13 protein-coding genes are annotated in these 12,906 nt (G+C 67.7%); 9 read left to right on the top strand and 4 right to left on the bottom strand.

Annotated features, from left to right (window positions below; translation table 11 throughout):
* Positions 1 to 28: 28 nt before the first annotated feature.
* Together ypfJ and moaB are read left to right on the top strand one after the other, a co-directional pair.
* Positions 29 to 940, top strand: coding sequence for a KPN_02809 family neutral zinc metallopeptidase (gene ypfJ, locus ASG63_RS00400; protein ID WP_056210965.1), 912 nt, complete (start codon positions 29 to 31; stop codon positions 938 to 940).
* An 85-nt stretch (positions 941 to 1,025) separates the two neighbouring features.
* A complete protein-coding gene (gene moaB / locus ASG63_RS00405) occupies positions 1,026 to 1,583 on the top strand; it encodes a molybdenum cofactor biosynthesis protein B (RefSeq protein ID WP_056210967.1) in 558 nt (185 codons plus the stop codon).
* A 30-nt stretch (positions 1,584 to 1,613) separates the two neighbouring features.
* On the opposite strand, the gene ASG63_RS00410 is transcribed toward moaB, so the two are convergent.
* The gene (locus ASG63_RS00410) at positions 1,614 to 2,135 is read right to left on the bottom strand and encodes a hypothetical protein (protein ID WP_056210969.1); all 522 of its coding nucleotides are present in this window, start codon (positions 2,133 to 2,135) and stop codon (positions 1,614 to 1,616) included.
* A 169-nt stretch (positions 2,136 to 2,304) separates the two neighbouring features.
* Between ASG63_RS00410 and ASG63_RS00415 the strand changes: the two genes are divergently transcribed.
* A complete protein-coding gene (locus ASG63_RS00415) occupies positions 2,305 to 3,429 on the top strand; it encodes a PA0069 family radical SAM protein (RefSeq protein ID WP_056210971.1) in 1,125 nt (374 codons plus the stop codon).
* On the opposite strand, the gene ASG63_RS00420 is transcribed toward ASG63_RS00415, so the two are convergent.
* From ASG63_RS00420 to ASG63_RS00430, 3 genes are all read right to left on the bottom strand, one after another.
* Complete coding sequence (locus tag ASG63_RS00420; protein WP_156394032.1) at positions 3,395 to 4,024, bottom strand: ribonuclease HII; 630 nt, start codon at positions 4,022 to 4,024, stop codon at positions 3,395 to 3,397. The genes ASG63_RS00415 and ASG63_RS00420 overlap by 35 nt on opposite strands.
* A gap of 65 nt (positions 4,025 to 4,089) precedes the next feature.
* Complete coding sequence (locus tag ASG63_RS00425; RefSeq protein ID WP_056210975.1) at positions 4,090 to 5,160, bottom strand: glycosyltransferase family 4 protein; 1,071 nt, start codon at positions 5,158 to 5,160, stop codon at positions 4,090 to 4,092.
* Positions 5,157 to 5,978, bottom strand: coding sequence for a UDP-2,3-diacylglucosamine diphosphatase (locus tag ASG63_RS00430; RefSeq protein WP_056210977.1), 822 nt, complete (start codon positions 5,976 to 5,978; stop codon positions 5,157 to 5,159). The genes ASG63_RS00425 and ASG63_RS00430 overlap by 4 nt, the downstream gene beginning before the upstream one ends.
* Before the next feature lie 586 nt (positions 5,979 to 6,564).
* On the opposite strand from ASG63_RS00430, the gene ASG63_RS00435 reads away from it, so the two are divergent.
* The 6 genes from ASG63_RS00435 to sucD all read left to right on the top strand — a co-directional run bounded on the left by ASG63_RS00435 (position 6,565) and on the right by sucD (position 12,829).
* A complete protein-coding gene (locus tag ASG63_RS00435) occupies positions 6,565 to 7,773 on the top strand; it encodes an aminotransferase class V-fold PLP-dependent enzyme (RefSeq protein ID WP_056210979.1) in 1,209 nt (402 codons plus the stop codon).
* A 130-nt stretch (positions 7,774 to 7,903) separates the two neighbouring features.
* Positions 7,904 to 8,842, top strand: coding sequence for a D-2-hydroxyacid dehydrogenase (locus ASG63_RS00440; RefSeq protein WP_056210981.1), 939 nt, complete (start codon positions 7,904 to 7,906; stop codon positions 8,840 to 8,842).
* 116 nt (positions 8,843 to 8,958) lie between these two features.
* Entirely contained in the window at positions 8,959 to 9,819 is an 861-nt protein-coding gene (locus tag ASG63_RS00445) for an NADP-dependent methylenetetrahydromethanopterin/methylenetetrahydrofolate dehydrogenase (RefSeq protein ID WP_056210983.1), read from the top strand.
* 5 nt (positions 9,820 to 9,824) lie between these two features.
* Positions 9,825 to 10,466, top strand: coding sequence for a methenyltetrahydrofolate cyclohydrolase (gene fchA, locus ASG63_RS00450; RefSeq protein ID WP_056210985.1), 642 nt, complete (start codon positions 9,825 to 9,827; stop codon positions 10,464 to 10,466).
* 272 nt (positions 10,467 to 10,738) lie between these two features.
* Complete coding sequence (locus ASG63_RS00455) at positions 10,739 to 11,917, top strand: malate--CoA ligase subunit beta (protein WP_056210987.1); 1,179 nt, start codon at positions 10,739 to 10,741, stop codon at positions 11,915 to 11,917.
* Positions 11,918 to 11,935: 18 nt separating this feature from the next.
* Positions 11,936 to 12,829, top strand: coding sequence for a succinate--CoA ligase subunit alpha (gene sucD, locus ASG63_RS00460; protein WP_056210989.1), 894 nt, complete (start codon positions 11,936 to 11,938; stop codon positions 12,827 to 12,829).
* The last annotated feature ends 77 nt before the right edge of the window (positions 12,830 to 12,906 follow it).

Here is a 12,906-nt window from a genome sequence, read left to right on the forward strand (position 1 = left end):
GCGTGGCCGGACAGGGTGTAACGAGATCATGCGCTGGGAAGATTTCCGCTCGTCGGACAATGTCGAGGATCGGCGCGGCGAAGGTGGCGGCGATGGTGGGTTCGGCTTTCCCGGCGGCGGAGCCGGTGGCCTTGGCATCGGCACCATCGTGATCCTGTGCATCATCGGCTGGGTCACGGGCATCAACCCGGCGGTCCTGATCGGCGGTGCCGAGCAGATGTCCGGCGGCGGACGCCCGCGCCAGGAGCAGGTCGACCCCCAGACCCAGGCCCAGCGCAAGACCAAGCCGACGGACGAGAGCGGGCGCTTCGCCGCCGCGATCCTCGGCAACACCGAGGATGTGTGGAAGGAGGTCCTGCCGAACCAGACGGGCCGCCAGTACCGCCCGACCGCGATGGTGCTCTACACCGGCGGCACACGCAGCGGCTGCGGCTCGGCCCAGGCCGCCATGGGGCCGTTCTACTGTCCGATCGACAAGAAGGTCTATCTCGACACTTCGTTCTTCAAGGAGATGGAGCAGAAGTTCGGCGTGAAGGGCGACTTTGCCTACGCCTACGTCATCGCCCACGAGGTCGGCCATCACGTGCAGGACGAACTCGGCATTCTCGGCAAGGTCCAGGGCCGCCAGCAGAACGCGTCGAGCAAGACCGAGGCGAACCAGCTGTCCGTGCGCACCGAGCTCATGGCCGACTGCCTCGCGGGCGTCTGGGCCAAGAATTCCAACGACAAGTATAACGCCCTGGAGCAGGGCGACATCGAAGAGGCGATGCAGGCGGCGAGCGCCATCGGCGACGACAAGCTTCAGAAGCAGTCGCAGGGGTATGCCGTGCCGGATTCCTTCACGCACGGCTCATCCGAGCAGCGGATGCGCTGGTTCATGACCGGCTATCGCAGCGGACAGACGAAATCCTGCGACACGTTCCGGGCCGCGCGGAACTGAGCTGCAGCCGGCGCGCTGTCGGGGGGCGGGACTTTCGCGTAGGATCGGTCCCGTCCCGCCCGCGTTCGGTTGAAGGCATTCCAAGATGGTCGCATCCGACAAGACCCGCAGCTTCATCCCGCTGGCCATCGCGGTCCTCACGGTATCGGACACCCGCAGCGAGGGGGACGACCGCTCCGGCGACACCCTCGTCGAGCGCCTCACGGCGGCGGGGCACACCATGGCCGCCCGCGCCATCGTCCCCGACGAGGTCGAGGCGATCCGCGGACAGGTCGAGCGCTGGAGCCGTGACCCGGCCGTCGACGTGGTCATCACCACGGGCGGCACCGGTTTCACGGGCCGCGACGTGACGCCCGAGGCCATCGAGCCCCTGTTCGAGAAGCGCATGGATGGTTTCTCGGCCGTCTTCCACCGCGTTTCCTACGACAAGATCGGAACCTCGACCTTGCAGTCGCGCGCCACGGCGGGCGTCGCGAACGCGACCTACATCTTCGTTCTGCCCGGCTCTCCCGGCGCCTGCCGCGACGCTTGGGACGGCATCCTGGCCGCGCAGCTCGACTACCGCCATCGGCCCTGCAACTTCGTCGAGATCATGCCCCGCCTGGACGAGCACCTGCGTCGCGGCGCTTCAATCTCGGTGTAGGCGGGACGGTCGACCCTCGATCAGCGGCGATTACGCCCGGTCGAGGCGCGCCGCGAGCGGGCGGGCCTTCAAACGGCGGATGAATTTCGGGCCCGCCAGCAGGCGTTCGCGGCGCACCAGATCGCCTGGGCGTGGAGCGTTCACGCCGATGACGCGCTCCCCTCCGGCGGCCAGGCGTGCCGGCAGGCCGGTATGGGGGCGGCGCAAGCGGGCCAAAGACACCTCCGGGCGGGCCGTCCCGATGAAGCGGTCCAGAAGACGGATCCAACCCTCGGCGGGAACATCGCCGGCCTCGAGACACAGCACCCAGTCCCGGCGCGCGATCTTCGCACCGGCCGACCAGGGCGACGACCCACGACCACGCAGAACGACCGTCGCGCCGGTCGCCTCGGCCACGGCCTCGATCATCGCATTCGCGACCGGCACGACGATCACCGCGTCACCGACGAGTCCTGCCGCAACTCCGGCGACCAGCGCGCCTAGCGTATCGGCGAGATGATCGACGGAATCGGGGTCGGCAGGCCGCGCCACGGAGATGAGAGCCGAAAGCATGCGCGCGCATACCGTATTTTCGCGTAGCGCCAAGCCACATCGCGGCGACGCAGAGGACGCAAATGGGTAGAAACGCGACACGACACGCGTTCTGCCTGAAATTTTTGCAGCGCCCCGAGCATTTGTTCATGATACGTTCTCGTCCGATCCCAACGGATGAACCTCGCCCATGCCAGCAGACGCCACTCGCCCATCGTCCGCCGGCCCCGCGGCTGCGCGACGCCTCGGCGAGACCACACCGCAGCCGATGGGGCGGCGGGGCCGGGGCGCCACGGCCAATCCGAGCGGACGGTACGAGGCGGCCCGACGGGAAACCTTCGACGACGGCTGGTCCGGCAACGAGGAGGCGGTCCCCGTCCGGACCGAGGTGCGGCCGGAGCATGCCCGCACGCTGATCACCCGCAACACCTCGCCCGACATCTCGTTCGATCGCTCGATCAATCCCTACCGCGGTTGCGAGCACGGCTGCGTCTACTGCTTCGCCCGTCCGAACCATGCCTATGTCGGCCTGTCACCGGGCCTCGACTTCGAGACCAAGCTGTTCCGGAAGGTGGGTGCCGGCGCTCTGCTCGAAGCGGAGTTGTCGGCACCGGGCTACCGTCCCGCCACCATCGCCCTGGGAACCGCCACCGATCCCTATCAGCCGATCGAACGGGAGCATCGCGTCACCCGCGCGGTGCTGGAGGTCCTGGCGCGGTTCCGCCACCCGGTCGGCATCGTGACGAAATCGAATCTCGTCGTGCGCGATCTCGACCTCCTCACCGACCTCGCGCGCGACGGTCTCGTGAAGGTCGCGATCTCGGTGACCACCCTCGATCCCGTCCTGGCACGCCGGCTGGAGCCCCGCGCGCCGCATCCGCAAAAGCGCCTGGACGCGATCGCCCGCCTGAGCGCCGCGGGCATTCCCGTGATGGTCATCGCCGCGCCGATCATCCCTTCGTTGAACGACCACGAGCTCGAGGCGATCCTCGCCCGGGCCCGGGCGCTCGGCGCCGTGGAGGCGAGCCACGTACTCCTACGCCTGCCGCTCGAACTCGATGACCTGGTGAACGACTGGTTCGCCGAGCATTACCCAGGTCGCCAGCGCCACGTCATGTCGCTGGTCCGCGCCGCGCGGGGCGGAAAGGCCTATGACGCCGCTTTCGGCACGCGGATGACCGGCACCGGCGCCTATGCCGACCTGATCCGCCAGCGCATGCGGCTCGCCCGGCAGCGCCTCGGCTATCCCGAAGTCCGTCGTCGCCTGCGCGTCGACCTGTTCAGGGTTCCGCGCGACCAGTTGAGCCTGTTCTGAGATCGTAGGCGCGCGTGAAGCTGAGCCGATGATGGGGCGAGCGGCCGCGGTGTGCGAGGCCGGCGAGATGGGTGCGCGTGCCGTAGCCGACGTTGCTCGCCCAGCCGTAGTCCGGGTAGCGCCCGGCCAGCCGACGCATCAATGCGTCGCGCAGGGTCTTGGCCACGATGGAGGCGGCGGCGATCTGCGGCACCAGCCGGTCGCCGCCCACCACGGCGCGGCCGGGGAGGGCGAGTCCCGGAATCGTGTCGCGGCCGTCGACCCAAACCGGTGCGTCGAGATGCAGGCCGAGGGCCGCGCGCCGCATGGCGTCGAGGGTGGCGGCGCGGACGTTGATCCGGTCCACCAGCGCGCGCGATCCGGCCGCCACCGCGACGCGGGCCCACGCCCGGATGAGTGGAGTCAACGCCTCGCGCTCGGCCGCTTTCAGGCGCTTGCTGTCGTCGAGACGCGCCAGAAGCTCGGGCGGGAATGCAGCCGGCGCGAACCACACCGCCGCGACGATCACCGGGCCGCAGAGGGCTCCCCGCCCAACCTCGTCGCAGCCGATCACGGCCGGGTAGGTCTCCGCCAGGCGCGGGTCGAAGGGCGGCATCGGGCAGGGTCCGGGCAGGGGGCTGATCCCTTCCCCTAGCGTGCGCGGTCAGACGGGTCCACGCGTCAGCCGAGTTCGACGATGCCCCGCGATGGCGTGCCCGCGGCCTGTACCCGGACGGACGTGCTGCCATGGGCTTGAGCGATGTTGTCGTAGAACTGCCGCGCGCTCTCGGCCCAGGTGTACCGCAGGGCTTCGCTGCGGCAACGCTCCCGCGGAATTGCCAAGGCGGCCAGGGTGGCCGCACGCAAGTCGTGATCGAGGACGCCGGCACCGGTCCGGCCGATGACGTCGAGGGGCCCGGTGACGGGATAGGCGGCCACCGGGACGCCACAGGCGAGGGCTTCGAGAAGCACGATTCCGAAGGTGTCGGTCAGGCTCGGAAACACGAAGACGTCGGCAGCGGCGTAGAGGGCGGCGAGGGCGGCGCCGGTGCGGATGCCGAGAAAGCGGGCCGCCGGCGCAATCCCCGCGAGGCGCGCCCGATCCGGGCCGTCGCCGACGACGACCTTCGTTCCGGGCAGATCGAGGCGCAGGAACGCCTCGAGGTTCTTCTCCACCGCGAGCCGTCCCACCGTGAGGAAGATCGGCCGCGGCAGCCCGGCAAGGTCCGGCGCATCCGGCGGGCGAGGCCGGAACAGCTCGGTGTCGACGCCGCGCGTCCAGCGCATCAGGTTGGTGAAGCCGCGCGCGTGGAGGTCGCGCTCCAGGGAGGGGGTCGAGACCATGGTGCCGTTGGCCGCGCCATGGAACCGGCGCAGCCAGGCATAGCTCCAGGTTTCGGGCACGGGGGCCCGGGCGGAGAGGTATTCCGGGAAGCGGGTGTGATAGCTCGTGGTGAACGGGCGGCCATGGGCGAGGCAGTATCGCCGCGTGGCATAGCCCACGGTCCCTTCCGTGGAGATGTGGACGTGGGTGGGCTGCAGATCGTCCCAGAGGCGCGCCACGTGCCGCTTGGTAGCGTAGGCGACCCGAATCTCGGGATAGCCCGGCAGGGGCAGGGAGGCGAAGTCCTGGTGGGTCAGGAACACCGGGTCGAAGCCGTAGGCAGCCCCCGCCGCGGCCATGTTCTCCAGGGAGCGGACCACGCCGTTGACTTGCGGATGCCAAGCATCGGTCGCGATGAGGAGCCTCACGCGACCGCCCGGGCTCCGTCGGGCCGCGTGCGGTCGACGAGATCGGTCCGCCCGGCGCGGGCCCTCAGCAGGCTCGGATAGTGCAACACCTCCATGGTGCCGTCGTAGTGCTCGACGATGGCGGTGCAGGATTCCACCCAGTCGCCGGTGTTCAGGTAGGTGAGACCGTTGATCTGCCGGTTGGCCGCGTGGTGGATGTGGCCGCAGATCACCCCGTCGGCCCCGACGCGCTTGGCCTCGGCGCTGAGCAATTCCTCGAACTTGCCGATGAAGTTGACGGCGTTCTTGACCTTCAGCTTGGCCCAGGCGGAGAGCGACCAGTAGGCGAGGCCGAGGCGGCGGCGCACGGTGTTGACGTAGGTGTTCACGAAGAGGGCGAAGGTGTAGGCGCCGTCGCCCAGGAACGCGAGCCACCGGGCATGGCGGACCACCATGTCGAATTGGTCGCCGTGGATGACGAGGTAGCGCTTGCCGTCGGCGGCCTCATGCACCCGCTGATCGGCGATTTCGATGCCACCGAAGGTCATGCCGATATAATCGCGCAGGAACTCGTCGTGGTTGCCCGGGACGTAGACCAGCGTCGAGCCCTTGCGAACCTTGCGCATGAGCTTCTGCACGACGTCGTTGTGGCTCTGCGGCCAGTACCAGCCGGACTTGAGTTGCCAGCCATCCACGATGTCGCCGACGAGGTAGATCTCGTCCGCATCGTAATCACGCAGGAATTCGAGCAGCAGATCGGCTTGGCAACCCTTGGTCCCCAAATGCATGTCGGACAGGAACAGGGTCCGGACGCGGGTCGTCTCGGTGTCTTCGCCCACGTTCGCCTCCGGGACAGCCTCCGATCCCTGGAGCCAAACCGGATTCCCGTATCAGTTTGATGACGTCGGCCTCGCCAGACCGGCCGCCTTCGGCGCCGCGACGTAAGCTCTTCTTCCACAAAAAAAATTTTGATTTGAGACCAAGTATTTCGGGTTTTCCTTTCGGCGGGAAGCCGGGCATAGTCCCGCTCAAGGTGCCCCACCGGGCGGCGTTCGAGAACGCATGACCGGAGCCCATCGAGGCGAACTAAGGGTGCCGTCCCCGGGGACGACGACGCTGAAACGGCCCAGCGGTCAGCGCGTGTCGCGCGACCCGGCCCATGGAGAAGAGGCTTGTGGTGTTCGGTGGCGCGCGCGGCGACGGGCGTCGAAGGGCTTTCTTCGACGCGGGCGGACCTGGGTCCTGTATCCGTCCACAGGTCGCGCACGTACGAGTTCGTCCCGCGATTCATCTAACCAGCGGCCGCTACGAGCACTCGGGATCGTCCCGGGACGCCCCGTGCGATCCGCTTCAACCCTCGGCGCATCATTGTCGCCGCACGCCAGGGCGCGTGTGGTCACTAACGTGAGAAACGGAGAAAACATCATGGCGGCAACGCGACGTCCCGGCCGGAACCACCTGTTCGTCCCGGGCCCGACGAACATCCCGGATCGCGTGATGCGCGCGATGATGGTGCAGTCCGAGGATCACCGTTCGGTGGACTTCCCCACGCTGACCAAGCCGCTCTTCCAGGACACGAAGGCCGTCTACGGTTCGACCGAGGGCACCATCTTCCTGTTCCCGGCCTCCGGCACCGGCATCTGGGAATCCGCCCTGTCCAACACCCTGTCGCGCGGCGACAAGGTCCTGGCCGCCCGCTTCGGCCAGTTCAGCCACCTCTGGATCGACATGGCCCAGCGCCTCGGCCTGGAAGTCATCGTCCAGGACGAGGAGTGGGGCACGGGTGCGAACCCGGAGCGGATCGGCGAGGCCCTGCGCGCCGACAAGAACCACGAGATCAAGGCCGTCATGGTCGTCCATAACGAGACCGCCACCGGCGTCACCAGCGATGTCGGTGCCGTGCGCAAGGCGATCGACGCCGCCGGCCACCCGGCCCTGCTGTTCGTCGACGGCGTCTCCTCGATCGGCTCGCTCCCATTCAAGATGGACGAGTGGAAGGTCGATTGCGCCATCGCCGGCTCGCAGAAGGGCCTGATGCTCCCCGCCGGCCTCGGCGTGATCTGCGTCAGCCAGAAGGCGCTCAAGGCCGCCGACACCTCGTCGGGCCAGAACGACCGCCTCGCACACGTGTACTTCGACTGGGCCGACCACCAGAAGCAGAACCCGGCCGGCTACTTCCCCTACACCCCGTCGCTGCCGCTGCTCTACGGCCTGCGCGAGGCCCTGGCCTGCCTTAACGAGGAAGGCCTCGAGAACGTCTACCACCGCCATCACGTCCTCGGCGAGGCGACCCGCCAGGCCGTGGCCGCCTGGGGCCTGAAGACCTGTGCCAAGGAGCCCAAGTGGAACTCCGACACGGTCACGGCCATCCTGGTGCCGGAGGGCGTCGACGCCGCCGCGATCATCAAGCACGCCTACGTGCGCTACAACCTGGCGCTCGGCGCCGGTCTGAGCCAGGTGGCCGGCAAGGTGTTCCGCATCGGTCACGTCGGTGACATGAACGAACTGTCGCTGCTGGGCGCCATCGCGGGTGCCGAGATGTCGATGCTCGATCACGGCGTGAAGGTCCAGCCCGGCTCCGGCGTCGCCGCCGCCTCGAGCTACCTGCGCGAGAACCCGCTCTCGAAGTCCTGAGCCTCCCCGGGTTCCGGATCTTTCGAAGCCAGACGTTCGGCCGGGATGGGTTCGCCCATCCCGGCCACGACCTCGACCCCACCCGTGACGTGCCCTATCCGAGACTTGGCCGGATCGGCCAGAGGATTCCATGACGAAGAAGATCGTGTTCCTCGACCGCGAGTCCCTGGACGCCAAGGTCCGTGAGTTCAACTTCCCCCACGAGTACGTCGAGTACGAGTCGACCTGGACGCCGGAGGAGATCGTCGAGCGCCTGAAGGGTGCCGAGATCGCGCTGATCAACAAGGTCCCGATGCGGGCCGAAACCCTGAAGCAGCTCCCCGACCTCAAGCTGATCGCGGTGGCCGCCACCGGCACCGACGTGGTCGACAAGGAGGCCGCCAAGGCCCAGGGCATCACCGTCGTCAACATCCGCGGCTACGCCTTCAACACCGTGCCCGAGCACGTGATCGGCCTGATGTTCGCCCTGCGCCGGGCCATCGTGCCCTACGCCAACTCCGTGCGCCGGGGCGATTGGGCGAAGTCGACCCAATTCTGCTACTTCGACTACCCGATCCACGACATCGCCGGCTCGACGCTGGGCATCGTCGGCTACGGCGCGCTCGGCAAGTCCATCGCCAAGCGGGCGGAAGCCCTCGGCATGACGGTCATCGCCTACGACGTGTTCCCCCAGGAGGGCCTCGTCGACTTCGAGACGATCCTGCGCGAGTCCGACGTCATCACGCTGCACGCGCCGCTGACGCCCGAAACCCGCAACATGATCGGGCGCGAACAACTCGCGAAGATGAAGAAGCACGCGCTCCTCATCAACACCGCGCGCGGCGGCCTCGTCGACGAGGAGGCTCTGGCCGAAGCCCTGAAGGCGGGCACCATCGGCGGCGCCGGCTTCGACGTGGTGATGACCGAGCCGCCCAAGAACGGCAACATCCTGTGCGAGCTCGACCTGCCCAACCTCATCGTCACGCCGCACGTGGCCTGGGCCAGCAAGGAGGCCATGCAGATTCTCGCCGACCAGCTCGTCGACAATGTTGAGGCCTTCGTCGCCGGCAAGCCGCAGAACGTAGTGTGACGCGGGCCCGCGCTCCCCACTCGCGCGGGGGCGCATCGTGATCGCCGAAGCGATCGACCAAATCGAAAACAAACGCCAGCCGCGCCGAGCGCGGAACCGACAGGGATCCTGAAGACATGAAGAAGCTGCTGTTCCAATTCGACACCGACGCCGTCCCGAGCGTGTTCGACGTGGTCGTCGGTTACGATGGCGGCGCGGATCACATCACCGGCTACGGCAACGTCACTCCGGACAATGTCGGCGCACTGGTCGACGGCACGATCTACACCCGCGGCGGCTCCGAGAAGAAGTCGACGGCGATCTTCGTCGGCGGCGGCAGCATGGCGGCCGGCGAGGCCGTGTTCGAGGCGGTGAAGAAGCGCTTCTTCGGCCCGTTCCGCGTCTCGATCATGCTCGATTCCAACGGCTCCAACACCACCGCCGCCGCCGGCGTCGCGCTGGTGCAAAAGGCGGCCGGGTCGCTGCAGGGCAAGAAGGCCGTCGTGCTCGCGGGCACCGGCCCGGTCGGCATGCGCTCGGCCGCGCTCCTCGCGCAGGAAGGCGCCGACGTCATCCTGTGCGGTCGCTCGCTCGACAAGGCCCAGGCCGCCGCCGACCAGATCAACACCCGCTTCAAGGTGAACATCAAGGCCGCCGAGACGCCCGACGCCGCCTCGCGCGCACAAATCGTCAAGGGCCAGAACCTCGTGTTCTCGGCCGGCGCCATCGGCCTCGAGCTCCTGCCCGAGGACGCCTGGAAGGACGAGGCCAGCATCGAGTTCGTGGCCGATTACAACGCTCAGCCGCCCCTCGGCTTCGGCGGCATCGAGGCCATGGACAAGGGCAAGGATCGGCACGGCAAGAAAGTGTTCGGCGCGCTCGGCATCGGCGGCCTGAAGCTCAAGCTGCACCGCGCCTGCGTCGGCCAGCTCTTCGACAACACCGAGCAGGTGCTCGACGCCGAGGCGATCTACGCGCTCGCCAAGAAGATGGCCTGATCGCCATGGCGGAGAAAGAGAATCCCGCGCACGAGACGATCCAGACCTTCTTGGATGGTCTGGCGAGTTCGGCGCCCACGCCCGGCGGCGGCGGTGCCGCCGCCATCTCGGGCGCCATGGGTGCCGCCCTCCTCAGCATGGTGTGCAACCTCACCATCGGGAAGAAGAAGTACGTCGAGGTCGAGGGCGAGCTCACGGAGATCCTCGGACAGTCCGAGGCCCTGCGCGCCGAACTCACCGGCATGATCGCCAACGACGTCGAGGCCTTCGACGCGGTCATGGGCGCCTACGGGCTTCCCAAGACCACCGACGAGGAGAAGGCCGCGCGGGCGGACAGGATCCAGGCCGCCCTCAAGGTCGCCACCGACGTGCCGCTCGCCTGCTGCCGCGCCTGCCGCAAGGTCATCGACCTCGCCCAGACGGTCGCCGACAAGGGCAACCTGAACGTGATCTCGGATGCCGGTGTTGCGGTGCTCTCCGCGCATGCGGGCCTGCGCAGCGCGGCCCTGAACGTCTACGTCAACGCCAAGGGCCTCGACGACCGCGCCTTCGCCGACGAGCGCCTGCGCGAACTCGAAACCCTCCTGGGCTCGGCCGGTCCGCTGAACGAGTCCATCTATGAGGTCGTCAAGGCCAAGGTGAACTGAGGCGCGATCCGACCCGGGACCCGAGGTGAGTCGACCTCGGGTACGTCCGGGCGGTTCCGCGAGGCATCGGCTCAAGACAAACCGGACGATCAGAGGTAACAAGAGCTGCTCCCGACGCCATCGGGGCGGCTCTTGTGCAAAATGAATACAGTTCACCGTCCCTCAAGGCAGAGTGAACGGTAATTTAAAAAAATATAAATGGCAAAGCACTTTCCGTGAAGTGAAATTTACGAGACAGTCGCCCCAAGAAAGAAACGCCGAGGAGAACGCTGATGGACGTGCACGAGTACCAAGCCAAGGAACTGCTTGCCGGCTTCGGTGTCGCCGTTCCCAAGGGAGCCGTGGCCTTCAGCGCCGACCAGGCGGTCTACGCCGCGACCGAGCTCGGAGGATCGTTCTGGGCCGTGAAGGCGCAGATCCACGCCGGCGCCCGCGGCAAGGCCGGCGGGATCAAGCTGTGCCGGACCTACAACGAGGTGCGCGACGCCGCCAAGGACCTCCTCGGCAAGCGCCTCGTGACCCTCCAGACGGGGCCCGAGGGCAAGCCGGTCCAGCGCGTCTACGTCGAGACCGCGGATCCGTTCGAGCGCGAACTCTACCTCGGCTACGTCCTCGACCGGAAGGCCGAGCGCGTGCGGGTCATCGCCTCCCAGCGCGGCGGCATGGACATCGAGGAGATCGCCGCCAATGAGCCGGAGGCGTTGATCCAGGTGGTCGTCGAACCCGCCGTCGGCCTGCAGCAGTTCCAGGCCCGCGAGATCGCGTTCCAGCTCGGCCTCAATATCAAGCAGGTGTCGGCCGCCGTGAAGACGATCATGAACGCCTACCGGGCGTTCCGCGATTGCGACGGCACCATGCTGGAGATCAACCCCCTGGTCGTCACCAAGGACGACCGGGTCCTGGCGCTCGACGCGAAGATGTCCTTCGACGACAACGCCATGTTCCGCCGGCGCAACATCGCCGACATGCACGACCCCTCGCAGGGCGACCCGCGCGAGGCCCAGGCCGCTGAGCACAACCTCTCGTATATCGGCCTCGAGGGTGAGATCGGCTGCATCGTGAACGGCGCCGGCCTCGCCATGGCCACCATGGACATGATCAAGCATGCCGGCGGCGAGCCCGCGAACTTCCTCGATGTCGGTGGCGGCGCCTCGCCGGACCGGGTCGCCACGGCCTTCCGCCTCGTCCTGTCGGATCGCAACGTGAAGGCGATCCTCGTCAACATCTTCGCTGGCATCAACCGCTGCGACTGGGTCGCGCAGGGCGTCATTCAGGCGGCGCGCGAGGTGAAGATCGACGTGCCGCTGATCGTGCGGCTCGCCGGTACGAACGTCGAGGCGGGCCAGAAGATCCTGGCCGAGAGCGGCCTCGACCTCATCACCGCCAACAGCCTGTCCGACGCCGCCGCCAAGGCCGTCGAGGCCTGCGCCGCGACCAAGCGCGCCAACTAAGAACGGGGAGGATACGTCATGAGCATTCTGATCGACGAGAAGACCCCGATCATCATCCAGGGCATCACGGGCGACAAGGGCACTTTCCACGCCAAGGAGATGATGGAGTACGGCTCCAACGTCGTCGGCGGCGTCACCCCCGGCAAGGGCGGCAAGACTCATCTCGGCGTGCCGGTGTTCAACACCGTCAGGGAGGCCGTGGAAGCCACCGGCGCCACCACCTCCATCACCTTCGTGGCGCCTCCCTTCGCGGCCGACGCCATCATGGAAGGGGCCGATGCCGGCCTCGCGTTGATCTGCTCGATCACCGACGGCATCCCGGCCCAGGACATGATGCGGGTGAAGCGCTATCTGCGCCGCTACCCCAAGGACAAGCGCACCATGGTGGTGGGCCCGAACTGCGCCGGCATCATCTCGCCCGGCAAGTCGATGCTCGGCATCATGCCCGGTCACATCTACCTGAAGGGCAATGTCGGCGTGATCTCGCGCTCCGGCACCCTCGGGTACGAGGCCGCCGCGCAGATGAAGGACGAGGGTATCGGCATCACCACCTCGGTGGGCATCGGCGGCGACCCGATCAACGGATCGTCGTTCCTCGATCATCTCGCTCTGTTCGAGCAGGACCCGGAGACCAAGGCCGTCCTGATGATCGGCGAAATCGGCGGTCCGCAGGAGGCCGAGGCCTCTGCCTGGATCAAGGAGAACATGACGAAGCCGGTCATCGGCTTCGTGGCCGGCCTCACTGCCCCGAAGGGCCGCCGCATGGGCCATGCCGGTGCGATCATCTCGGCGACCGGCGATTCCGCCGCCGAGAAGGCCGAGATCATGCGCTCCTTCGGTCTCACGGTCGCCCCGAGCCCCGGTGAGTTCGGCACGACGGTGGCGCAGGTGATGCGTAAGCTGGCGGCGTGAGCCGACGCCGATCCGTCCTGCGGATCGGCCACGCGCCGACATTCGAACCTCGACTCACCGCTCCCCCCCGGCGGATC

The organism is Methylobacterium sp. Leaf94 (genome assembly GCF_001426045.1).
In the GTDB taxonomy this organism is placed as follows: Bacteria; Pseudomonadota; Alphaproteobacteria; order Rhizobiales; family Beijerinckiaceae; genus Methylobacterium.